The 21,591-nt window shown below is 60.2% G+C and carries 22 protein-coding genes; 4 read left to right on the top strand and 18 right to left on the bottom strand.

What is annotated here, in order from left to right; all coding sequences use genetic code 11:
• Positions 1 to 88 precede the first annotated feature (88 nt).
• Positions 89 to 1,153: an ABC transporter substrate-binding protein gene (locus tag ACXX83_RS16090; protein WP_458549073.1), complete on the bottom strand. Its 1,065-nt coding sequence runs from the start codon at positions 1,151 to 1,153 to the stop codon at positions 89 to 91.
• A 363-nt stretch (positions 1,154 to 1,516) separates the two neighbouring features.
• On the opposite strand from ACXX83_RS16090, the gene ACXX83_RS16085 reads away from it, so the two are divergent.
• The gene (locus ACXX83_RS16085) at positions 1,517 to 2,230 is read left to right on the top strand and encodes a UTRA domain-containing protein (protein ID WP_015096130.1); all 714 of its coding nucleotides are present in this window, start codon (positions 1,517 to 1,519) and stop codon (positions 2,228 to 2,230) included.
• Between the two features lie 65 nt (positions 2,231 to 2,295).
• Here the strand turns inward: ACXX83_RS16085 and ACXX83_RS16080 are convergent, their stop codons facing one another.
• The 7 genes from ACXX83_RS16080 to minC all read right to left on the bottom strand — a co-directional run bounded on the left by ACXX83_RS16080 (position 2,296) and on the right by minC (position 9,284).
• The gene (locus ACXX83_RS16080; protein WP_458549072.1) at positions 2,296 to 4,398 is read right to left on the bottom strand and encodes a mechanosensitive ion channel family protein; all 2,103 of its coding nucleotides are present in this window, start codon (positions 4,396 to 4,398) and stop codon (positions 2,296 to 2,298) included.
• 126 nt (positions 4,399 to 4,524) lie between these two features.
• A complete protein-coding gene (locus ACXX83_RS16075) occupies positions 4,525 to 4,701 on the bottom strand; it encodes a hypothetical protein (protein WP_015096128.1) in 177 nt (58 codons plus the stop codon).
• A gap of 251 nt (positions 4,702 to 4,952) precedes the next feature.
• A complete protein-coding gene (locus tag ACXX83_RS16070; protein WP_007974949.1) occupies positions 4,953 to 6,242 on the bottom strand; it encodes a M18 family aminopeptidase in 1,290 nt (429 codons plus the stop codon).
• Between the two features lie 216 nt (positions 6,243 to 6,458).
• The gene (locus ACXX83_RS16065; RefSeq protein WP_007974948.1) at positions 6,459 to 7,094 is read right to left on the bottom strand and encodes an RluA family pseudouridine synthase; all 636 of its coding nucleotides are present in this window, start codon (positions 7,092 to 7,094) and stop codon (positions 6,459 to 6,461) included.
• Positions 7,095 to 7,273: 179 nt separating this feature from the next.
• The gene (minE, locus tag ACXX83_RS16060) at positions 7,274 to 7,528 is read right to left on the bottom strand and encodes a cell division topological specificity factor MinE (RefSeq protein ID WP_007974947.1); all 255 of its coding nucleotides are present in this window, start codon (positions 7,526 to 7,528) and stop codon (positions 7,274 to 7,276) included.
• 3 nt (positions 7,529 to 7,531) lie between these two features.
• On the bottom strand, positions 7,532 to 8,344 hold the full coding sequence (minD, locus tag ACXX83_RS16055; protein WP_007974946.1) for a septum site-determining protein MinD: 813 nt from the start codon (positions 8,342 to 8,344) through the stop codon (positions 7,532 to 7,534).
• A gap of 202 nt (positions 8,345 to 8,546) precedes the next feature.
• A complete protein-coding gene (gene minC, locus ACXX83_RS16050) occupies positions 8,547 to 9,284 on the bottom strand; it encodes a septum site-determining protein MinC (protein ID WP_217835913.1) in 738 nt (245 codons plus the stop codon).
• A gap of 118 nt (positions 9,285 to 9,402) precedes the next feature.
• Between minC and ACXX83_RS16045 the strand changes: the two genes are divergently transcribed.
• Both ACXX83_RS16045 and ACXX83_RS16040 read left to right on the top strand, forming a co-directional pair.
• Positions 9,403 to 10,335 (top strand): lipid A biosynthesis lauroyl acyltransferase, encoded by a 933-nt coding sequence (locus ACXX83_RS16045; RefSeq protein WP_015096126.1) that lies wholly within the window; start codon positions 9,403 to 9,405, stop codon positions 10,333 to 10,335.
• Between the two features lie 164 nt (positions 10,336 to 10,499).
• A complete protein-coding gene (locus ACXX83_RS16040; RefSeq protein WP_458374209.1) occupies positions 10,500 to 11,672 on the top strand; it encodes a patatin-like phospholipase family protein in 1,173 nt (390 codons plus the stop codon).
• 143 nt (positions 11,673 to 11,815) lie between these two features.
• On the opposite strand, the gene ACXX83_RS16035 is transcribed toward ACXX83_RS16040, so the two are convergent.
• The 9 genes from ACXX83_RS16035 to puuE all read right to left on the bottom strand — a co-directional run bounded on the left by ACXX83_RS16035 (position 11,816) and on the right by puuE (position 19,967).
• The gene (locus tag ACXX83_RS16035; RefSeq protein ID WP_458549071.1) at positions 11,816 to 12,601 is read right to left on the bottom strand and encodes an outer membrane protein OmpK; all 786 of its coding nucleotides are present in this window, start codon (positions 12,599 to 12,601) and stop codon (positions 11,816 to 11,818) included.
• A 32-nt stretch (positions 12,602 to 12,633) separates the two neighbouring features.
• Positions 12,634 to 12,978, bottom strand: coding sequence for a hypothetical protein (locus tag ACXX83_RS16030; protein ID WP_141249696.1), 345 nt, complete (start codon positions 12,976 to 12,978; stop codon positions 12,634 to 12,636).
• Positions 12,978 to 13,763, bottom strand: a complete 786-nt coding sequence (locus ACXX83_RS16025) for an outer membrane protein OmpK (RefSeq protein ID WP_126046605.1) — start codon at positions 13,761 to 13,763, stop codon at positions 12,978 to 12,980. Before ACXX83_RS16025 ends, ACXX83_RS16030 begins: the two co-directional genes overlap by 1 nt.
• 183 nt (positions 13,764 to 13,946) lie before the next feature.
• Positions 13,947 to 15,299, bottom strand: a complete 1,353-nt coding sequence (locus ACXX83_RS16020) for a nucleobase:cation symporter-2 family protein (protein ID WP_126046603.1) — start codon at positions 15,297 to 15,299, stop codon at positions 13,947 to 13,949.
• Positions 15,300 to 15,464: 165 nt separating this feature from the next.
• Positions 15,465 to 16,769, bottom strand: coding sequence for a urate hydroxylase PuuD (locus ACXX83_RS16015; protein ID WP_458549070.1), 1,305 nt, complete (start codon positions 16,767 to 16,769; stop codon positions 15,465 to 15,467).
• A gap of 50 nt (positions 16,770 to 16,819) precedes the next feature.
• Positions 16,820 to 17,323: an ureidoglycolate lyase gene (locus ACXX83_RS16010; protein ID WP_007960046.1), complete on the bottom strand. Its 504-nt coding sequence runs from the start codon at positions 17,321 to 17,323 to the stop codon at positions 16,820 to 16,822.
• 120 nt (positions 17,324 to 17,443) lie between these two features.
• The gene (gene alc / locus ACXX83_RS16005) at positions 17,444 to 18,439 is read right to left on the bottom strand and encodes an allantoicase (RefSeq protein WP_007974931.1); all 996 of its coding nucleotides are present in this window, start codon (positions 18,437 to 18,439) and stop codon (positions 17,444 to 17,446) included.
• A gap of 89 nt (positions 18,440 to 18,528) precedes the next feature.
• A complete protein-coding gene (gene uraD / locus ACXX83_RS16000; protein ID WP_458549069.1) occupies positions 18,529 to 19,044 on the bottom strand; it encodes a 2-oxo-4-hydroxy-4-carboxy-5-ureidoimidazoline decarboxylase in 516 nt (171 codons plus the stop codon).
• Entirely contained in the window at positions 19,041 to 19,967 is a 927-nt protein-coding gene (gene puuE / locus ACXX83_RS15995; protein ID WP_007988146.1) for an allantoinase PuuE, read from the bottom strand. The genes uraD and puuE overlap by 4 nt, the downstream gene beginning before the upstream one ends.
• A gap of 433 nt (positions 19,968 to 20,400) precedes the next feature.
• Here puuE and uraH point away from each other — a divergent pair, with 433 nt between their 5' ends.
• The gene (gene uraH, locus ACXX83_RS15990) at positions 20,401 to 20,754 is read left to right on the top strand and encodes a hydroxyisourate hydrolase (RefSeq protein WP_007974925.1); all 354 of its coding nucleotides are present in this window, start codon (positions 20,401 to 20,403) and stop codon (positions 20,752 to 20,754) included.
• A 192-nt stretch (positions 20,755 to 20,946) separates the two neighbouring features.
• On the opposite strand, the gene ACXX83_RS15985 is transcribed toward uraH, so the two are convergent.
• Positions 20,947 to 21,573, bottom strand: coding sequence for a LysE family translocator (locus tag ACXX83_RS15985; RefSeq protein ID WP_053157031.1), 627 nt, complete (start codon positions 21,571 to 21,573; stop codon positions 20,947 to 20,949).
• Between the last annotated feature and the right edge of the window lie 18 nt (positions 21,574 to 21,591).

The following is a 21,591-nucleotide window of genomic DNA, read 5'->3' as shown; positions in this document are numbered from 1 at the left end:
ATCGATGTCGACTGACACACCGCTTTCGCGAGCAAGCCCGCTCCCACATTTGGATCGCCATCAGATCCCGAAATGGGGATCTTCCCGGTTATTGCATATTGATAATGACTTCTTCTTGCCACTTCTGAGGAAGGGCCTTGGAGGTCTTTTCCCACGCATCCGCGTCTTTGATCGGCGTCACTTTCTTGTACTGCTCGTTAGGCAGCAGCTTGGCCTTCACCTCGGCCGGCAGTGTGATGTGCTCGGCACGGATCGGACGGGCGTTGCCCTTGGCCAGGTTGATCTGGCCGGCGTCGCTGAAGATGTATTCGCGGGTCAGCTTGGCGGCGTTCGGGTTTTTCGCGTACTTGTTGATGATGGTGGTGTAACCGGAAATCACCGAGCCGTCGGACGGGATCAGCACCACGTAGTCATCCGGGTTGGCCATCTTGGCCTTGTAGCTCAGGCCGTTGAAGTCCCAGACCACGCCGACTTCGATTTCGCCTTTTTCCATGGTGGCAATCGTCGGGTTGGACATCGACAGGCGACCTTGCTTGGCGATGTCGGCGAACAGATCCAGGGCGGGCTTGAGGTTTTTCTCGTCGCCACCGTTGGCCAGTGCCGCGGCCAGTACGCCGTTGGCTGCCTGGGCCGCGGTGCTCACGTCACCGATGGACACCTTGTATTTGCCGTTCTTGAGGTCAGCCCATTTGGTCGGGGCTTCGGAGCCGTGCAGCAACTTCTTGTTGACGATGAAGGCGATGGTGCCGGTGTAGGCCAGTGCCCAGTTGCCGTCCTTGTCCTTGGCCCAGGCTGGCACCTGATCCCAGGTGGAAGGCTTGTAGGGCTGGACCACGCCTTGCTTGACCGCGATCGGGCCGAACGCTGCACCGACGTCGCCGATGTCGGCGCTGGCGTTGTCTTTCTCCGCGGCGAACTTGGCGATCTCCTGGGCCGAGCTCATGTCGGTGTCGATGTGTTTGAGGCCGTACTTGTCGCTCAGGTCTTTCCAGGTGCCGGCCCAGTTGGCCCAGTCATCGGGCATGCCGACGCTGTTGACGGCGCCTTCCGCTTTCGCAGCGGCTTCCAGGGTTTTCAAATCATCGGCCGCCATGGCGGCAGTGCACATTGCGATGGTCGAGCCTAACAGTGATGCCAGGAAAAGCTTTTTCATTCCGAAGCTCCTTGGGTCGTGTTCAACGCTGCGATTGCGGTTTGTGTTGGTCTAGGTCAGCAATACCTGAGCCAATTTAAGGGGGCTGGATGACACTTTGATGTCGCTCGTCGCCCTGGAGGACTTTTTGTTCAGCGGTATCGCGACTGGCCTGATAAGCGTAGACCATGGTCAAGGCCTCGGCTGGCAAGGGACTTGGCCGATGAATTGCAGGTTTTTGAGCTCGCAGAATGGCGACCGTTGGGCAGCTTTGTCACATCTCGGTCATCTACGCTGCCTACGCTTGCAGACTATTGAATGAGCCGGTTTGCGTGGCGGTTCTGCCCTGAATTGGTGCTGGTCTAGTCCAGATAGGAAACATTGATGCGTGACGAGGCAACAAAAGCGGTAACAGCCATCGGCCAGGTGCTTCAGGAGCAGATCGACCACGGACTGTTGACCCCCGGCAGCAAATTGCCGGCCGAGCGCAAGCTCAGTGAATTGTTCGGCACCACGCGGATCACTTTGCGTGAGGCGTTGTTGCAGCTGGAGTCGCAGGGGCAAATCTACCGCGAGGAGCGTCGTGGCTGGTTCGTCTCGCCGCCACGCCTGGCGTACAACCTGATGCAGCGCAGCCACTTTCACGCGATGGTCAGTGCCCAGGGGCGGGTGCCGTCCACCGAGGTGATTTCGGCGCGATTGCAACCGGCGTCGGCGGCCGTTTGTGCCTGGCTGCAATTGCCGGCGCTGTCGAGCGTGATCCAGATCTGCCGCTCACGGCGGATCGACGGGCGGCTGGTGCTGTATGTTGAGCACTATCTGAACCCGCAGTATTTTCCGGGAATTCTCGATTTCGATTTGAATCAGTCGATCACCGAGTTGTATGCGCGGCATTACGACTTGCACTACGGACGGGTGCGCTTCGAGATTGTGCCCACCGCGTTGTCGGTGGATGCGGCGGCGGCGCTGAAGGTGTCGGCGGGTAGCCCGGGCTTACGGATTGCCCGCGTCAACTATGACCAGCATGAACGCTTGATCGACTGCGACCTGGAGTTCTGGCGACATGATGCAATTCATGTCGGCGTTGACGTGGTTTGACTTTGTAGGAGCTGCCGCAGGCTGCGATCTTTTGATTTTTAAAAGATCGCAGCCTGCGGCAGCTCCTACGAGGGTTGTTCCGGGGAGCCGGCGGTGACCTGAATACTCATCCGCGGTGTCGCCAGATCCAGTCCGGCTTCATCCATGTGCCGCTTGAGTGACAGGTTGAACGCTCGCGACACTTCCCACTGCTTGATGGGCGCGGTCTTGAACCGGGCGCGCAGGATCGCGTTGCCCGACTCGAAACTTTCCACTCCCTGGAACTCCAGCGGCGACCAGATATTGCGCCGCTGCAACGGATCGGTGCGCATTTTCTGGCCGACTTCGCGCATCAGTTTGATGGCGTTGTCGATGTCCATGTTGGCCGGCACCGCTACCCGGAAGATTGCGTAGCCGAATTCCCGGGAGTAGTTCTTGATGCTTTTGATTTCACTGAACGGAATGGTGTGGACGATGCCGTCGATGTCCCGCAGGCGCACGGTGCGGATGGTCAGGCCTTCGACCGTACCGAGGTGACCGCCGACATCCACGTAGTCGTCGATGGCCAGTGAGTCTTCGATGATGATGAACAGCCCGGTAATCAGGTCGGCTACCAGCGATTGCGCACCAAAGCCGATGGCCAGACCGATCACCCCGGCACCGGCCAGCAGCGGCGTGACGTTCATGCCCATGTTCGCCAGGGCAACGATCAGCGCGACAATGAAAATGGCCACGAACAGCACGTTGCGAATCAGCGGCATCATCGTCTGCGCGCGGGCACTGGCCAGGCCTTTGCGTGAGCGGGTCAGTGCGTGGTGCACGGCGGTGTCGCTGAGAATCCAGATCAACCAGGCGAACAGCAGGGTGCCGGCGAGGCTGAACAACTTGACGCTGACTTCGTGGCCGTCGCCTTCGGTAAAGCGGATCAACGACATGCCCCAGACCCGCAGGCCGAGTTCGATAAAGGCCAGCCACACCAACAGGTGGAGGATTGTGTAGAAGAAATTCTTCAACCGTTCCGAATACACGACGTAACGCCGGATGCCGCGCTGAGGCTTGAGGGCGTGGCGGCGTACCAGGCCGTTGATGACCATGCACAACACCAGCAACACGGTGCAGATCAGCGACTGGCGCAGGGCCGTGCTGGTGTCGCCGGCGGAAATGAAGGTCGCGAACAGGGAAATGGCCACCAGCACCAGCGCCGGCACGTACCAGAAGGTGCCGAGAATCGACAGGGTGTCGTTGAGGGCGCGGCGGGTCAGGCGTCGGGACAGCGGCTGGTTGCGGATCAGGTGGGCGATCGGGCGGCGGAAACGCAAGATGAACCGGGCGGTGGACAAGGCTGCCAGGACGTTGGCAATCGTGGCTGCCGTATGGGCCAGATGGCTGCCGAGGCTGTCGACCAGTTTTGGGTCGCTCAGCGCTTCGCCAAACGCGGCGAAGCTGCCGATCAGCCACAGCGGTCGAAACGCCTGGTGCCGCAGAATGTACAAGGCGCGGTGGCGGTGTGGGCCATCGAGCAGGGAAAAGGCAATCACGCAGATGGCCGAGAAACAGGTGCCGACCACCAATGCATAGGCCAGCACCATGGCCAGGCTTTTGCCCAGGGACGAGGGCAGGGCATAGCTCATGTAGATCGTGATCACCAGGGCGATCAGCCATGGCCCGAGCTTGCGCAAGGCAAAGCGCAACATGTCCAGAGCACGGGGGTGTTGCGGCAGTTCTTCAGTCAGGCCGAAACGCATGCGTACGCGGTGGCTGATCCAGATCAGCGCGGCGGCCAGCAGGCTCCAGACCATCAGGATCATGGCGAACGCAAAGAGCATCGGCAGCCATTCATTGGCCGGCAGCGCCAGGGCCATCAACTCTTCCTGGGCCTGGTCGAACTCGCTGGACCAGCGCGTGAGCGGACTGTCGTCGCCGGAAAATTTCTTTTCGATCGTGGCCAGGGTTCCGCCAATCAGGCCCAGCACGCCTTCTTCGGTAATCGGCTGGGCCTGTTTGGTGGTGTCACGCAGCCTTTTCAGATCGGCCAGCAGCTTGGTGCGCTGCTGATCGTTTTCCAGTGACTTGATCACTTCGTCCAGGGACTGTCCCAGCGGTTCCTGTGCTTCGGGCTGTGCCTTGGCCTGGCCGCCGAGCAGGCTTGGCAGGCCGGCCGCCTGGGCAGGTGCCACTGGCAGCAGCATCAGGCAGACAAGGAAAAAATACGGAAGGGCAAAAAGACGAGCGAACACTAGGCGGTCAACCTCGCAAGGAGCGGATCGACCGAGTGTACGAGCCCGTCAAAATCAATGCGAGCCAAGGGCGATGAATTATTCGTTGAGTTTGGCGAGGATCTTGATCACCACGGTCGCGAGGATGGTCAGCATGCCGATCCACATGGCGAACACACCGGCATTTTTGTCGCGAAAGTTGAAGCCGACGGCCAGCAGGAGCATCCCGGCAAGAATCGGGATCAGCATGGCGTGGAAGGAGGACATCGAAATCATGGAGACAGCCTTGTCGAAGGGATACTTGAAGTCTAGGCCGCTTTTTACGCGGCCGGCGTGATGTGTGTCAGAAGTGAGTCATGAACGCCCTATGGTCAGCGAGCTTTGTGGCGAGGGGGTTTACCCCCGTTCGACCGCGAAGCGGTCGCAAATTCTGCCAATACAGTGTGTCTGACAGAAATGCTTGGGGCTGCTGTGCAGCCCAACGGGGGCAAGCCCCCTCGCCACATGAGTCCCTCGTTGTACCTGATTTACGGCAATTCGCGGCAGGCGTAGAACGCGCTCAGTACCTTGACCAGGTGTGCCAGGTCGTGGCTGCCGCACAGTTCGCGGATCGAGTGCATGGCGAACGTCGGCAGGCCGATGTCCACGGTGCGCACGCCCAGGTGGCTGGCGGTGATCGGGCCGATGGTCGAGCCACAACCCATGTCACTGCGCACCACGAAGCTTTGCACCGGCACTTCTTCAGCCATGCACAGATGGCGGAAGAACCCGGCGGTTTCGCTGTTGGTGGCGTAGCGCTGGTTGCTGTTGACCTTGATCACGGGGCCGGCGTTGAGTTTCGGGCCGTGGTTGGCATCGTGCTTGTCGGCGTAGTTGGGGTGCACGCCGTGGGCGTTGTCAGCCGAAACCAGCAGGGATTTCTGAATGGTGCGTACGAATTCATCACCTTCAGGCAGCAGGCGACGCAGGGTTTGCTCAAGCATCGGGCCGTCGGCACCGCAGGCCGAGCAGGAACCGACTTCTTCGTGGTCGTTGCAGACCAGCACGCAGGTTTCGTCGGTGTCGGCCGTCAGCAGCGCTTGCAGGCCGGCGTAGCACGACAGCAGGTTGTCCAGGCGCGCACCGGCGATGAAATCGCCATGCAGGCCAATGACCGCAGCGCTTTGGGTGTCGTAGAAACTCAGCTCGTAATCGAGCACCACATCAGCGTTCAGGCCATGTTCGCGGGCGAGTTGATCGGTGAGCACTGCGCGAAAGTCCACGCGCTCGTCACCGGCGAATTGCGCGAGGATCGGCGGCAGTTCGGTCTGGGCGTTGATGGCCCAGCCCATGTTGGCTTCGCGGTTGAGGTGAATCGCCAGGTTCGGAATGATCGCGACCGGGGCCTTGAAGTCGATCAACTGGCTCTCGACCTTGCCGTCACGCCGGAAGGTCACGCGGCCGGCCAGGGACAGGTCGCGGTCGAACCACGGTGCCAGCAGTGCGCCGCCATAGACTTCGACACCCAGCTGCCAGAAACCCTGGCGCTGCAGCTCCGGTTGCGGCTTGACGCGCAGGCACGGGCTGTCGGTGTGGGCGCCGACCAGGCGAATGCCGCCGTGCAGCGGCGAATGGCGGCCCATTTTGATCGCGACAATCGAAGAGTCATTGCGGGTGACGTAGTAGCGACCGTTGGCTTCGGTATTCCACGGCTCGCGCTCGTCGAGGCGTTGATAACCCGCCGCTTCCAGGCGCTGAACAAGGCTGGCGGTGGCGTGGAACGGGGTAGGGGAGGCCTTGAGGAAATCGATCAGGCCTTGGTTCAACTCTTCGCGCATAAAGTAGCTCCAGACAGCAGTGGCGCCAGTTTAACGTATTGGTCAGGGAATTGGCGGTGGTGTGCGGGTGGAGTGGCGCCCCCCTGTAGGAGCGAGCTTGCTCGCGATGATCCCAAGAACGCCGCAGGGCGCCAGGCTTCCCGCGTTATCGTTGACGACCATCGTCGGAACGCCGCCCGGAGCAAGCTCGCTCCTACAGGGGGGAGTGCGTTGCGTTCAGAACGGTGCCGGGCACTCGAAGCGCAGGCGCTCGCCGGTCTGGGGATGGGTGAAGGTCAGCATGCTCGCGTGCAGGCACAGGCGCGGCCAGGCCGCCAACGCCTGCTCGTGGGCATAGAGCCCGTCACCCAGCAGCGGATGACCGATCGAAAGCATGTGCACGCGCAACTGGTGGGAGCGGCCGGTAATCGGTGTCAGCTCAACGCGGCACCAGTCGCCGCAACGCTCCAGCACGCGCCAGAAGGTCAGCGCATGTTTGCCGAATTCATGATCGACCACATGCCGCGGCTTGGTCGGCGGGTCGTAGCGCAAGGGCAGGTCGATGCTGCCGCTGTCCAGTTCCGGTTGACCCCAGCACAGGGCGGTGTAGGCCTTTTCGGTTTCGCGGTCGTGAAATTGCCGGGACAGCTCGCGATGGGTATCCGGGTCGCGGGCCAGCAGGATGATGCCGGAAGTTTCCCAGTCCAGCCGATGGACGATTCGCGCTTCCGGGTAGCCGTTTTCCTGCAGGCGGGTAATCAGGCAGTCCTTGTTGTCATCGGCCCGGCCAGGGACAGAGAGCAACAGGGTCGGTTTGTTCACCACCAGTACGGCAGCGTCCTGATGGATGATGTGGATGTTGGACAACGGCATTAAAACAGCCTCGTAACAAACGCCAACGGCGGCTCAGGCCCCTCGTTCCCTGTAGGAGCTGCCGCAGGCTGCGATCTTTTGATCTTGTTTTTGAAATGCAAAATCAAAAGATCGCAGCCTGCGGCAGCTCCTACAAAGGCTTGAAGGGCCTGAGCCGCCGTGGCTCCTGGCGGATCGACTCAGCGATCAGGCAGGGTGATGTTGAGTTCCAGAATCGAGCAGCTGCCCTGGCTTTCCAGTGCGACGTGCACGTCATCGGACCCGATATTGACGTACTTGCGGATCACCTCGACCAGTTCCTTCTGCAAGGCCGGCAGGTAGTCCGGGGTGCTGCGTTGGCCGCGTTCGTGCGCCACGATGATCTGTAGACGCTCTTTCGCTACCGACGCGGTGCTTTGCTTTTTGTTGGCACGAAAGAAGTCAAAAAGGTTCATTGCTTAGTTGCCTCCAAACAGGCGCTCGAAGAATCCCTTCTTCTGTACATCAAGGAATCGATGATCCACGGTCTTGCCCAGCAGGCGGTCAACGGTATCGCTGTAGGCCTGGCCGGCATCGCTCTGGTCGTCGAGAATCACCGGAACACCCTGGTTGGATGCCTTGAGCACCGCCTGGGATTCAGGGATCACGCCGAGCAGGGTCACCGAAAGGATTTCCTTGACGTCTTCTACGCCGAGCATTTCGCCTTTGCTCACACGCTCCGGGTGATAACGGGTAATCAGCAGGTGTTCCTTGATCGGGTCTTCGCCGCGTTCGGCGCGACGGGACTTGCTGGCCAGCAGGCCGAGCATGCGGTCGGAGTCACGTACCGAGGAGACTTCCGGGTTGGTCACGACGATCGCTTCATCGGCGAAGTACATGGCCAGGTGGGCGCCTTTCTCGATGCCCGCCGGGGAATCGCAGACCACGAACTCAAAGTCTTCCTTGAGTTGCATCAGGACTTTTTCCACGCCTTCGACGGTCAGCGCGTCTTTGTCGCGGGTCTGGCTGGCGGCCAGCACGTAGAGGTTTTCCAGGCGCTTGTCTTTGATCAGGGCCTGTTGCAGGTTGGCTTCGCCGTTGACCACGTTGACGAAGTCATACACCACGCGGCGCTCGCAACCCATGATCAGGTCGAGGTTACGCAAGCCCACGTCGAAGTCGACGATAACTGTTTTGTGGCCGCGCAGAGCGAGGCCGGTACCGATAGCGGCGCTGGTGGTGGTCTTACCCACACCACCCTTGCCGGATGTAACCACGAGAATCTTGGCCAAGGTGTTTCACCCCTAAGGAAAAAGGACTTTTCAGCCCCTGAAAAACATCTCCTGAAAAACTACTGCAGTCGGACAGCCTTGGCTGGAATCCGGTTTTGAGCGGCGCTTACCCCCGGTAAACACTGCTTTCGGCCTTTTTCCTACTTCGTTTGAGCCGTTTTCGCTACGTTTTAGAGATGCTTGGAAAATGCGGCAGTATCCGTTAAAGCCGAATGATGTTCAACACGTCGCCGGACAGGCTGACCTGCACACCCGAACCCCACAGAGGATCGCGGCGCAGATCTTCGGAAACCTTGTAATGTCCGGCAATGGAAATCAGTTCAGCACTCATTTGCTGACAGAAAATCCGCGCCTTGGTGTCGCCCTTGACGCCGGCCAATACGCGACCACGCATCGGGCCGTATACATGGATGTTGCCATCGGCGAGAAGTTCCGCCCCCGGGCTGACCGAGGAGATCACCACCAGATCGCTGCCCTGGGCATAAATCTGCTGGCCACCGCGTACCGGCGAGGTGATGATTTTTGTCGGCTTGATGGTCGGTTCAGGCGGTTTTTCCGGTTTTTTCTTCGATTCGCCTTCGGTCAGGTCCAGTGGACGCTCCCGGGCACCGGACGGTGGCAGCACCGGCAGGTCGACCGCAATGGCGGCGGCAATGTCTTCGATGCGGCTGGCTCGGATCGCCAGGGTGCGCAGGCCGTGCTGGCGGCATACGCGCATCAGGCCGGGTAGATCGACGGCGCCTTCGTTGGCCGGGAGTTTGTCCAGGGCCAGTACCAGCGGCGCGTTGCTGAAGAAGTTGGGCGCCTGGGCGACCTTGGCGGCCAGTTGCCGATCAAGGCTTTCGAGGTCGTTACGGGCCAGTTCCAGCACCGTAATGGCCAGCATGCTGCCCTTCAACTGGAACACGGGATCTTGGTCTAGCGGTTCGGTTTGGCTCATGGTCGGCATACAACGACTTGTCACTAAAAGTGCCGAGACTTATAACGAGAACGCCCGCAGGCCGCAAGCCGGGTCGAACGATGTAGAATGCGCGGCCATTGTCATTCCGGAAGCATTAATGGACCGCCCGCGTTTTCGAAAAGCATTTCTATCTCCACGTTTCTGGCCGCTGTGGTGTGGCCTGGGGCTGTTGTGGCTCATCGTCCAGTTGCCGTATCCGGCACTGCTGTGGATCGGCCGAGCATTGGGCGCATTGATGTATCGCGTGGCCGGCGACAGACGGCGCATTGCCAAGCGCAATCTGGAACTGTGTTTTCCGGAAAAAACCGCCGCCGAACGCAAACGCCTGCTCAAGGAAAACTTCGCCTCCACCGGTATCGCGTTTTTTGAAATGGCGATGAGCTGGTGGTGGTCGCGCAAGCGCCTGGCAAGTCTCGCTCACGTTGAAGGGCTGGAGTACTTGCAGCAGGCCCAGCGCGAAGGCAAGGGCGTGATCCTGATGGCGCTGCACTTCACCACGCTGGAAATCGGCGCGGCGTTGCTCGGTCAGCAGCACACCATCGACGGCATGTACCGCGAGCACAAGAATCCGCTGTTCGACTATATCCAGCGCCAGGGCCGCGAGCGGCACAACCTCGATTCGCTGGCGATAGAGCGTGAAGACGTGCGCGGCATGCTCAAATTGCTGCGCTCGGGCCGCGCGATCTGGTACGCGCCGGATCAGGACTACGGCGCCAAGCAAAGCATCTTCGTGCCGCTGTTCGGCATTCAGGCGGCGACCGTTACTGCCACGAGCAAGTTTGCGCGGCTGGGCAAGGCGCTGGTGGTGCCGTTCACCCAGGAGCGTCTGGCGGACGGCAGCGGTTATCGCCTGGTGATCCATGCGCCGCTCGAAGGCTTCCCCGGTGAAACCGAGGAAGAAGACTGCATTCGCATCAACCAATGGATCGAAGGCGTCCTGCGCCAATATCCCGAGCAATACCTGTGGGCCCACCGCCGCTTCAAGAGCCGTCCACCGGGCGAGCCGAAGCTGTACGCCAAACGCCGTTGAACCCCGATCCCCTGTAGGAGCGAGCCTGCTCGCGATGGACCAGAGGGCGCCACGGGGCGTCAGGCTCCCAGCGTCATCGTTAACGTCCATCGCTCGCAAGCTCGCTCCCACAAGGGAACAGGCCGAAACAACGAAATCCCATCAAGCACCATGGAGAGTTGTGCATGAGTCCAGCTGAACCGGTTACAGGGTTGATTCTTTCCGGCGGCGGGGCTCGGGCGGCTTATCAGGTCGGGGTGCTGGCGGCGATTGCCGAATTGCTGCCGCCGGGGGCGAGCAATCCGTTTCCGGTGATCGTCGGCACCTCGGCAGGCGCGATCAATGCGGTCAGCCTCGCCAGCGGGGCAATGGACTTTCGTCATGCCATCCAACGCCTGACGGCCTTCTGGCAGGGCTTTCGCAGCCCTCTGGTATTGCGCAGCGACTGGCCCGGGGTCATTCGCCAGGCCACTCGCTTTGTCAGCCACAGTTTGCTCGGCATCGGCTCCCAGGTTCCGGTGGCGCTGCTCAACAGTTCTCCGCTGCGGGATCTGCTCAACGACAAGCTGCATATGGAGGGCATCGCCGAAGCGATCGCACAGAAGCAATTGCATGCGGTGGCGGTCACGGCGTTCGGCTATGAGTCCGGCCAGGCCGTCACTTTCTATCAGGGCGGCGGCAAGATCGATGCCTGGTTGCGCCATCGACGCATCGGCGTTCCCACCCGACTGTCGGTTGAACACTTGCTCGCCAGTTCAGCGATTCCGCTGCTGTTCGCCCCGGTGAAAATCGGCGAAGAGTATTTCGGTGATGGCGCGGTGCGTCAGTCGGCGCCTATCAGCCCGGCGCTGCATCTGGGCGCCAGTCGGGTGCTGGTGGTGGGCGTCAGCGGCAACCCCCGCGGTATCGACCCGCAACAACCCTTGCAGCGCAGCTACACCGGGCAGCAGCCGACCCTGGCGCAGATCGGCGGGCACATGCTCAACAGTACGTTCATTGACAGCCTGGAAAGTGACATCGAGCTGTTGCAGCGCCTGAACCAGTTCAGTCACCTGATGCCTGACGGCACACCGACCCGCGCATTGGGCGTGGCGCCGGTGGACGTGCTGGTGATTTCACCGAGCCAGCCGATTGATGAGATTGCCGCGCGACATCGTCAGGAATTACCGGCGGCGCTGCGTCTGTTCCTGCGGGGGCCGGGTGCGACCAAGACCAGCGGGGCAGGGGTACTGAGCTACCTGCTGTTCGAGGCGGGGTATTGCAGCGAGTTGATCGAACTGGGGCGCAGCGATGCGTTGGCCAAGCGCGGGGAGTTATGCCGGTTTCTCGGCTTGGCGGAGCCTGCAGTCTCGGCTTGAGATGGGCGGTGCAGCCATTCGCGAGCAAGCCCGCTCCCACACTCGATTTTCAGCGAACACAATAATTGCGTACGGCGCAGATCAAATGTGGGAGCGGGCTTGCTCGCGAAGGCGCCCATACAGACGCCTACAGAATTAAATGATCAGAAGTGAACCTTGACCAGGAAACTGGTCACGCTCTGATCCGTCTTGAAGCCCTGGCTGTCTTCAATCCCGTACTTGTTTTTCCAGTAGTCATACTCGACACCGACGTACAACTGCTTGGCACCCAGGTTCAGCGCCTTGCCCAGGTCGTATTTGACCTGTGGGTTGAAGTGCAGGTTGGCGTGGTATTCGCCTTTGCTGTTGACATCGTTGTCGACGACCCAGTCCATGAAGCCGTCGATCAGCACGTCCGAGTCACCCACCGGAATGGTGTAGGACCAGACCGGTGTGACCTGCCAGATGTTGTCGCCCGGGCGGTCGCCTTCGGTGTGACGGTTGTAGAAGTTCAACTGGAAGTAGTCGAAGCCGGGGATGGCCAGGTCGAAACCTGGACCGATCAGGTACGACTCGGTGTCGTCTTCGCCGAACTCATAGGTCATGGCCAGCAGGACGTCCTTGATCGGGCCAAGCTCGAACTTCTGGTCGAAGATCTTGTTGAACGACAGGCGCGGGCTGAGCTCGCCATAGTGGGTGTTTTCACCCGCGAAGTGGTCTTCCTTGCCGTTGTAGAAGATCTTGTCGATGAAGAAGAAGTTGTCACCGTACTTCCAGCCATCGGCGTGTTCGAAGGTCACCGTTTGCTGGATGCGCGGGTTGACCTGAAAGTCCTTGCCATACAGGTAGGTCAGGCTGTTGTTCTGCCACTGCAGCAAATCGCCGGCCATGGCCTGGCCCCCGGCCAGCATCGATCCCGCCAGCATCAGGCTAGTGCACGTACGTTTCATTCGGTTGCTCCCAAAAAGTAGGTGGTTCCACGTTATTTTTTTAAGGTCGACGCTCTGGTGTGGCGCCTTTTTCCGTAGCGGTAAAAAATCATCCAGTCGGTCAGCTTTGTGCTGATAGCAAGAGCTGAGCCAAGGCTTTCAAAAAGCAAAAAAACTCCCGCTCGACGGCTCAAAAGCGGTCGATTGAGAGGGGGGGTGGAGTGCCTTGGTGCCTGCCAGCGCCGGGATAAGTTGGCCTGCTGGTCAGGTTTTACATCCGGGCTTTTTTTTAAACCGGATTCGGGCGGCCGCGGAGAATACTGACTCCTCGGCCAGGTCTCAAGTGCTCCGCAACGGCGCACCGACGACAGGTTTGGCGCACGGTTGCGGGGCAGCATCAGAAATGCACCTTCACCAGCAGGCTGGTGGTGTTTTCATTGGTGTCGAATTTGCCGCTGTTTTCGATGCCGTACTTGTCTTTCCAGTAGCTGTATTCGGCGCCGACGTACACTTGTTTCTCCCGCCAGCCCAAGGCCTTGCCCAGGTCGTACTTGATCTGCGGGTTGAAGTGCAGGTTGGCGTGATAGGTGCCATGGGCGTTCTGGTCGTTATCCACTACCCAGTCCATGTAGCCGTCGATCAACAGGTTCGAGTTGCCCAATGGCAGGGTGAAGGACCAGGCCGGCGTGATCTGCCAGACATCGTCGCCGGGACGCGAGCCTTCGGTCTGGCGGTAATAGAAGTTCAGGGTGAAAAAATTGAAGCCCGGTACTGCCAGGTCGAATCCGGGGCCGATCAGGTAGGCCTCGGTATCGTCTTCGCCATTTTCGTAGGTCATGGCCAGCAGCACGTCCTTGATCGGGCCGAATTCGAAGCGACGGTCGAGGATCTTGCCCAGGGAGAGGCGCGGGCTGAACTCGCCGTAGTAGGCGTGGACGCCTTTGTTCCGGTCTTTCTCGCCGTTGTAGTAGGTGCTGTCGATGAACATGAAGTTGTCGCCGTACTTCCAGCGGTCGGCGTGCTCGAAGGTTATCGTCTGCTGGATCGACGGGTTGACCGCGAAATCCTTGCCGTACAGATAGCTCAGGCTGTTGGTTTGCCACAGCAGTAAATCGCCGGCCATGGCCTGACTCGCGGCCAGCAGGCCGGCACCCAACAGCAGGTTGGTTTGTGTCCGAATCATCTGTTGCTCCCTCTTGTTTTTATTTTCAAGGCGCAGGAAACCCCTACCCCTGTAGGAGCGAGCTTGCTCCGGGCGGCGTTCCGACGATGGTCGTCAACGATTACGCGTGTTATCTGGATAAACGCGGTGTTCTCGGGTTCATCGCGAGCAGGCTCGCTCCTACAGGGGGTATGCGTTTTTGTCTTAGTGGGCGTGGCAGTCGTTGATGGCCGCGCGTTCGGCGCCACCGAGGATGTTGAACAGCAGGTTCAGCGTCAGCGCGCTGAGGGTGGCCATGGCGATGCCGCTGTGGGTGATCGGGCTCATCCACACGGGCAGGTGGGCGAAAAACTCCGGGCGCACCACCGGGATCAGGCCCATGCCGATGCTCACCGCCACCAGCAACTGGTTGCGACGGTCACCGATGTCGGCTTCCTGGAGAATCTTGATGCCGGTGGCGGCGACCATGCCGAACATCGCAATCGCTGCGCCACCCAGGACTGCCGGAGGGATCGAGGCCACCAGGAACGCGGCCTTGGGGAGCAGGCTCAGGACGATCAGCAAACCGCCGGCGACGATGGTCACGGAGCGGCAGCGCACGCCGGTCATCTGCACCAGGCCGATGTTCTGGGCAAAGGAGGAGTGGGTGAAGGTGTTGAAGAACCCGGCGAAGAACGAGGCGCCGGCATCGCACAGCAAACCGCGACGCAGCATCCGTGGGCAGACTTCCTGGCCGGTGATCTTGCCCAGCGCAAGAAACATCCCGGTGGACTCGACGAAAATGATCACCACCACCAGGCACATCGACAGGATCGGTGCGAGTTCGAATTTCGGCATGCCGAAGTGCAGCGGGGTGACGAATTGCAGCCATGGCGCCTGAGCCATGCCGCTGAGGTCGACCATGCCGAGCAGGCCGCAGAGCACGTAGCCCAGGCACATGCCGATCAGCACGGAGATATTGACCCAGAAGCCGCGCATGAAACGGTGGACCAACAGGATGGTGCCCAGCACCAGGGCGGCGATGGCCAGGTAGATCGGCGAGCCGAATTGAGCGGCACTGGCACCGCCGCCGGCCCAGTTCACGGCCACGGGGAACAGCGACAAACCAATCGAGGTAATGACCGTGCCGGTCACCAGCGGCGGGAAGAAGCGCACGACCTTGGACATGAACGGCGCTATGAGCATGCCGAAGAAACCGGCGGCGATGGTCGCGCCGAAGATCCCTTGCAGGCCGATACCGGGCATGCCGGCCATGGCGACCATGCTGCCGACGGCGGCGAAACTGGCCCCCATCATCACCGGCATACGAATGCCCATGGGGCCGATGCCGAGGGACTGGACGATGGTGGCAATACCGGCCACCAGCAGGTCGGCGTTGATCAGAAAGGCGATTTCTTCACGACTCAGGCCAGCGGCCTGTCCGATGATCAGCGGCACCGCGATGGCGCCACCATACATCAGCAGAACATGTTGCAAACCGACCAGGATCAGTTGCAAGAGGGGCAAACGCTGAATGGCGGGTGCGTCGGGGATGCGCGCTGCGGATAGCTCGGACATGCAACACCTCGGATCTTTTTTATTCTTGTGATTTACAGCCCCAATGCTGCCGGCAGCTGTATTCGAATCAGGTAGGCCGCTTTGCGGCCATTCGCGGGCAAGCCCGCTCCCACAGGTTTTGTGTTGCCTGTGTGGGAGCGAGCTTGCTCGCGAAGCGTTCAGCGATTAATTGGTCTGGGCTCCCTGCACAATCCAGGCACCGATCAGGTCACGTTCCTGCTGGGTCATCTGGGTGATGTTGCCCAGTGGCATGATCTGGCTGGTGACGGCTTGCGCCTGGATACGCGGTGCGTTCTGGCGGATTTGCTCGGGAGTGTCCAGCATCACACCGGCCGGTGCTGCACTGAACAGCGGGCTGGTGGGCTTGGCCGAGTGGCAGACCGTGCAGCGTTCCTGAATCACGCTGTGCACCTTGTCGAAACCCGGGCCAGCATTGGAGGTCTGAGCCGCAGTGGCAGCAGGCGCTTGTGCAGGCTTGGCTTCAGCAGGTTTCAATCCACCGCCCACTGCGGTTTCCGGTAGCGGCTGGTATTCGATTTTCGCTGGAGCGTTGGCCACTTCAGGGGCGCTGGACATCGGCTTCGGACCGGACACATAGGCCAGGCAGATCATGCCCACCGCTGCCACCGGCAGGGTCCAGGCAAACTTGTGGCTGTCATGACGGGTGTTGAAGTAGTGACGCACCAACACCGCCAGTACCGCGATCCCGGCCAGGATCAACCAGTTGTACTGGCTGCCGTAGGTGCTCGGGAAGTGGTTGCTGATCATGATGAACAGCACCGGCAGGGTGAAGTAGTTGTTGTGACGCGAACGCAGCAGGCCTTTGGCCGGCAGGGCCGGATCCGGTGTGCGGTTCTCGGCAATCGCCGCCACCAGTGCGCGTTGCGCCGGCATGATGATGCGGAACACGTTGCCGACCATGATGGTGCCGATGATCGCGCCGACGTGCAGGTACGCACCGCGACCGCTGAACACCTTGCTGAAGCCGTAGGCTGCGCCGATGATCAGCACGAACAGGATGAAACCGAGCAGGGCAGGGCGTTTGCCCAGGGCCGAGTCGCACAGGAAGGAGTAGATGAACCAGCCGATGAACAGCGAGCCGAGACCGATGGCCACGCCTTCAGGACCGCTCAGGGTGCTGCCCGGAGCCAGCAGGTAGAGCGTCGGGTTGGAGTAGAACACCACGCACAGCAGCGCGATCCCCGACATCCAGGTGAAGTAGGCTTCCCATTTGAACCAGTGCAGGTTGTCCGGCATGGTCGGTGGAGCCAGTTTGTATTTTTCCAGGTGGTAGATACCGCCGCCGTGGATCGCCCACAAATCGCCGGCCAGGCCGGTTCTCGGGTTGACCCGGTTGAGGTTGTTTTCCAGCCAGACGAAGTAGAACGATGCGCCGATCCAGGCCACACCAGTAATCATATGAACCCAGCGCACGCTCAGGTTCAGCCATTCCAACAGATGTGCTTCCACAGTCTTTACCTCTCGCCTGTCACTCTGTTGTCGAGTGATCAGACCTTCTCTTATTGGTGGGGGGCGAGGATCAAACGCTCATCCTCTTTGAAAAAATGCTCATCGCAGTTATTGCCTGTGCCACTGCGATCAACCACCAGGAAGTCATCCCGCTTTTCGATCGTCAGCACCGGGTGGTGCCAGACGCCGCGATGGTAATTAATGCCCTGCCTGCCGTTGGTGACGAAGGCGCGGACCAAGCCTGATACAGGTTCATCGCCAAGTGGCGCGACCACGATCAGAAAGGGGTTGCCGAGCAGCGGAATGAAAGCCTGGCTGCCCAGCGGATGACGCTCCAGCATGCTGACGGTCAGCGGCATGTCCTGCGCGTCGGCGCGGAAGATGCTGATGATTGCGTTGTCTTCTGGCGTGGCGGTTTCGACCGTCGCCAGTTTATGGAAGCGCATGGTCGAACCGTTGTTGATCATGAAGTGATCGCTGCCGTCGGTTTCGATCACGTCACCGAAAGGGGCGAAGGCTTCTTTGGTCAGCGGTTCAATCGTCAGTGTGCGCATGCTGGTCTTCTTATCCGAATTCGTTGTTGTCTGTTCTATTGTCTTCGCGAGCAGGCTCGCTCCCACATTTCGACCGCGTACCCCTGTGGGAGCGAGCCTGCTCGCGAATGGCCTCACCGCTTATTTAGCGACCTTGCCCAATACGCGCAGGCGGCTTACACCACCATCCGGGAACACGTTCAGGCGGATGTGGGTGATCGGGCCCAGTGCCTTGATCTGCTCGGCGAAGGTGTGTTCGGCGTGCATTTCCAGCTTCTGGCTTGGCAACAGTTCGCGCCAGAACAGCGATTGGGTTTCGATCTGGCTGTCGGTGCCGCCCTTCACGAAGGCGCCCTGGATCGAGCAGCTGTCCGGGTAGTTGCCCTTGAAGTGCAGGGTGTCGACGATGACTTTCTCGACTTCACCGGCATGACCCAGCGCGACGATGACCCAGTCATTGCCCGGGGTACGGCGACGCGCGGTTTCCCAGCCGTCGCCCATGTTGATGCCACGGCCCGGGTTGAGGATGTTGCTCATGCGGCCGAAGTGTTCATCGGAGCAGGCGAGGGCACGGCCACCGTTGAGGGCGGCGGCCAGGTCGACTTGCTCGTTGTCGCCGATGGCCGACCAGTCGCGGAACGGCACGCCGTACACACGCAGACGGGCCACGCCGCCATCCGGGTAGATGTTGAAACGCAGGTGGCTGAAGGCCTGGTCGTTGCTGATTTCGTGGTAGTGGTGGCTGTTGCCTTGCAGCTCGACAGCGGACAGCACTTCAGTCCACTGGGTGTTTTCATCAGGCTCGCCCGACGCCAGGAAGCAGGCTTCCAGGGACGCCGATGGCGGGAAGTTGCCGGTGAAGAATGAAGTGTCGATGTCGACGCCCTTGATCGAACCCGGTACGCCCAGGCGGATCACGGCGCTGTCGAAGCCTTCGAAGCGCTTGCGGCGCGATTCCCAGCCGTCCATCCACTTGCCGTTGTCATCGAACACGCCCTCCTTCCATACGGCCGGGGTCGGTTGGAACAGACGGTTGGCGTCTGCGAACCAGTCATCGGTGACCGAGATGATTTTGGTGCCCAGGCGGGCGTCGGCCAGGTTGACGAACTTCTCGAAAGGTACGGCGTAAGCTTTCATTCTTCTTGTCTGCCTTTAATAAGTTGGCTTGGGATGCTTGCAAGGCCCTGGGCGGTTTCGGCGTTCATGAAATCGCTGGGCCAGGCTTGCTATAGGGTCAGTAATCGGAACAGGGCGATCTTGTTGATCTCCGCCAGCGCGCATTTGAACTCGGTGTCGACCGGGTTGTGGATGCGCGTTTCGAACGCTGCGAGGATCTGATGCCGGTTGCTGCCTTTTACCGCCATGATGAAGGGAAACTTGAACTTGGCTTTGTAGGCGTCGTTCAGCTCGGTGAAGCGCTGGAACTCTTCGGCCGTGCATTGGTGAATACCGGCGCCAGCCTGTTCATTAGTGCTGGCTTCGGTCAACTGGCCCTGGACGGCGGCTTTGCCGGCCAGGTCCGGGTGAGCGTTGATCAGAGCCAACTGGCTTTCGTGATCGGCGCTCAACAGGATGTCGCTCATGCGCTGGTGCAGGGTTTCGATCTCGTCGATCGAGGCGTCCTGGCCCAGGTCGAAGGCCTTTTCGGCCACCCATGGCGAATGTTCGTAGATGTCGGCGAAGGCTTTGACGAAGGCGTCGCGGCTCAATGTCGAGGGTTTCAATGTTTGAAAGGCGCTCATTTCGCGGCCCCTTGGTACGGGTGGGTTTCCTGCCAGTGGCGGGCAATGTCGACGCGACGGCTGAACCACACCTGTTCATGACTTTTAGCGTATTCGATAAAGCGCTTGAGCGAAGCCAGACGCGCCGGACGGCCGATCAGGCGGCAGTGCAGGCCGATCGACAGCATCTTCGGTGCTTCGGCGCCTTCGGCGTAGAGCACATCGAACGCATCCTTGAGGTATTCGAAGAAGTCGTCGCCCTTGTTGAAACCCTGGACCTGGGTGAAACGCATGTCGTTGGTGTCCAGGGTGTACGGGATCACCAGGTGCGGTTTGCCGGTCGGGTTGTTCGGTTCCCAGTAGGGCAGGTCGTCGTCGTAGGTGTCGCAGTCGTAGAGGAAACCGCCTTCTTCCATCACCAGGCGACGGGTGTTCGGGCCGGTACGGCCGGTGTACCAGCCCAGCGGGCGTTCACCGGTAATTTCGGTGAGGATGCGGATCGCTTCGAGCATGTGCTCGCGTTCCTGGGCTTCGTCCATGTACTGGTAGTCGATCCAGCGATAGCCGTGGCTGCAGATCTCGTGGCCGGCATCGACCATGGCGCGGATCACGTCCGGGTGACGCTGGGCGGCCATGGCCACGGCGAAGATGGTCAGCGGAATGTCGAATTCCTTGAACAGCTTCAGGATCCGCCACACGCCGGCACGGCTGCCATACTCGTAAAGCGATTCCATGCTCATGTTGCGCGCGCCTTGCAGCGGCTGGGCAGACACCATTTCCGAGAGGAAGGCTTCGGACTCTTTGTCGCCGTGCAGGATGTTGCGCTCGCCGCCTTCTTCGTAATTGAGTACGAACGACAGGGCTATGCGGGCATTGCCCGGCCAGTGTGGATGAGGAGGGTTACTGCCGTAACCGACCAGGTCGCGTGGGTAGTCAGCGCTCACTGCAGGCTTCCTTCTTGTTCGATGATGACGGTTGGTGTGACGCAGCTGGAGATTGGTGGCAGGCTGGCGTCACAGCGATGGGCTGATTGTATACAACTTTATATTCACTTTGTAAGCCTGAATTTTCGCATTTTTAACCGACTGTCATCTTTTACTGCTATTGGCGTGAGCCTGCAAGAAATCTGCCTGACTGGTCAGTAATTTGATGACGGGTCCATGGAGTGTGCAGTTCGGCGGGAAATCGCCGGTAAATGTGCAAGTGCCGGGTATAACACGAAAAATGTCGTTTTTATTGTGTACAATTTTTTTTAAAAGTGTCTTAATCAGTCGCTCGCCGCAACTTTTCGTGCTCCGAATCGGTGCGGTCTCCTTTTCAACTGACTTCGGGAGGCGCGAAGTCTGACTGCTCCACGCAGGCAGGCGCGCAGAATCAATGGGACGTTTGACTACACACGTTTTGGACGCAGCACACGGTTGCCCGGGCAGCTCGATCAAGGTCGAGTTGTACCGCGTTGAAGGATCGCACCTGGAATTGGTCGCCAGCGCGATAACCAACAGCGATGGCCGTGTCGATGCACCGCTGCTGCAAGGTGATGACTACCGCACCGGGGTCTATCAGGTTCAGTTTCATGCCGGCGATTACTACCGCGCCCGCGGCGTCAAGCTGCCGGAGCCGGCCTTCCTGGATGTCGTGGTGCTGCGTTTCGGCATCTCTGCCGAGCAGGATCACTACCATGTGCCGTTGTTGATTTCGCCTTACAGCTACTCCACCTATCGCGGCAGCTGATCCCCCAAGCAGCTGCTGCACCCTGGAAGCGACTGCGCATATAGCTTCTTTGGTCTTTCGCCCGCTCACACTGCGGGCTTTTTTTCGTCTGTAGGAGCGAGCTTGCTCGCGATGGAGGCCCAGACAACGAGGGCATTCAGATGGCCCGCGTCATCGTTAACGTCCATCGCGAGCAAGCTCGCTCCTACAGCTTTAGCGGCTCAGCAGGGACGCAGCCCCCGCACCACTGAACAACCCCGCACTGATCCGGTTGAACCAACTCTGGCCCTTGCCACTGCGCAGATACCGCGCCGCGCCATGGGCGCCGAGGCCATAAGCCAACTTGCAGGCCAGATCCAGCAGTGTCCAGGTGACAATCATCACCAGCAGCTGCGGCAGGAACGGCTGTTCGGCACTCAAGAACTGCGGCAGGAAAGCGGCGAAGAACAGGATGTCCTTCGGGTTGCTGGCGCCCAGCATGAAGGCACGGCCGAACAGTGCACGAAAGCGTGGCACCGGCGCGGCTTGTGGCACTTCAGCGCCATGGGAAGGCAGGCGCGATTGCTGCCAGCTCTGCCAGGCGAGGTAGAACAGGTAAAGGGCACCCAGAATCTTCAGGGCGCTGAACAGCTGTTCCGACGCCAGCAACAACGCACCCAGGCCCAGCGCCGAAGCACTCAGCAGGCAGATCGATGCGGACACGCCGCCGAGAAAGGCCGGGTAAGAGCGGCGCAGGCCGTAATTCAGACTGTTGCTGATCATCAGCAAAGACAGCGGCCCCGGGATCAGGATCACTATCAGCGCAGCGCCGCTGAACAGCAGCCAGGTTTCCAGACTCATCACTTTCCTCCATTTGCA

The sequence above is a fragment of the Pseudomonas sp. GNP012 genome (assembly GCF_054343835.1).
This window is presented reverse-complemented; position numbering and strand designations above follow the sequence as displayed.

Coding starts and splice junctions, on each gene's coding strand:
- ACXX83_RS16090 (WP_458549073.1), bottom strand. CDS start 1,153: ATGAAAAAGCTTTTCCTGGCATCACTGTTAGGCTCGACCATCGCAATG.
- ACXX83_RS16085 (WP_015096130.1), top strand. CDS start 1,517: ATGCGTGACGAGGCAACAAAAGCGGTAACAGCCATCGGCCAGGTGCTT.
- ACXX83_RS16080 (WP_458549072.1), bottom strand. CDS start 4,398: ATGCTGCTGCCAGTGGCACCTGCCCAGGCGGCCGGCCTGCCAAGCCTG.
- ACXX83_RS16075 (WP_015096128.1), bottom strand. CDS start 4,701: ATGATTTCGATGTCCTCCTTCCACGCCATGCTGATCCCGATTCTTGCC.
- ACXX83_RS16070 (WP_007974949.1), bottom strand. CDS start 6,242: ATGCGCGAAGAGTTGAACCAAGGCCTGATCGATTTCCTCAAGGCCTCC.
- ACXX83_RS16065 (WP_007974948.1), bottom strand. CDS start 7,094: ATGCCGTTGTCCAACATCCACATCATCCATCAGGACGCTGCCGTACTG.
- minE (WP_007974947.1), bottom strand. CDS start 7,528: ATGAACCTTTTTGACTTCTTTCGTGCCAACAAAAAGCAAAGCACCGCG.
- minC (WP_217835913.1), bottom strand. CDS start 9,284: ATGAGCCAAACCGAACCGCTAGACCAAGATCCCGTGTTCCAGTTGAAG.
- ACXX83_RS16045 (WP_015096126.1), top strand. CDS start 9,403: ATGGACCGCCCGCGTTTTCGAAAAGCATTTCTATCTCCACGTTTCTGG.
- ACXX83_RS16040 (WP_458374209.1), top strand. CDS start 10,500: ATGAGTCCAGCTGAACCGGTTACAGGGTTGATTCTTTCCGGCGGCGGG.
- ACXX83_RS16035 (WP_458549071.1), bottom strand. CDS start 12,601: ATGAAACGTACGTGCACTAGCCTGATGCTGGCGGGATCGATGCTGGCC.
- ACXX83_RS16030 (WP_141249696.1), bottom strand. CDS start 12,978: ATGCTGCCCCGCAACCGTGCGCCAAACCTGTCGTCGGTGCGCCGTTGC.
- ACXX83_RS16025 (WP_126046605.1), bottom strand. CDS start 13,763: ATGATTCGGACACAAACCAACCTGCTGTTGGGTGCCGGCCTGCTGGCC.
- ACXX83_RS16020 (WP_126046603.1), bottom strand. CDS start 15,299: ATGTCCGAGCTATCCGCAGCGCGCATCCCCGACGCACCCGCCATTCAG.
- ACXX83_RS16010 (WP_007960046.1), bottom strand. CDS start 17,323: ATGCGCACACTGACGATTGAACCGCTGACCAAAGAAGCCTTCGCCCCT.
- alc (WP_007974931.1), bottom strand. CDS start 18,439: ATGAAAGCTTACGCCGTACCTTTCGAGAAGTTCGTCAACCTGGCCGAC.
- uraD (WP_458549069.1), bottom strand. CDS start 19,044: ATGAGCGCCTTTCAAACATTGAAACCCTCGACATTGAGCCGCGACGCC.
- uraH (WP_007974925.1), top strand. CDS start 20,401: ATGGGACGTTTGACTACACACGTTTTGGACGCAGCACACGGTTGCCCG.
- ACXX83_RS15985 (WP_053157031.1), bottom strand. CDS start 21,573: ATGAGTCTGGAAACCTGGCTGCTGTTCAGCGGCGCTGCGCTGATAGTG.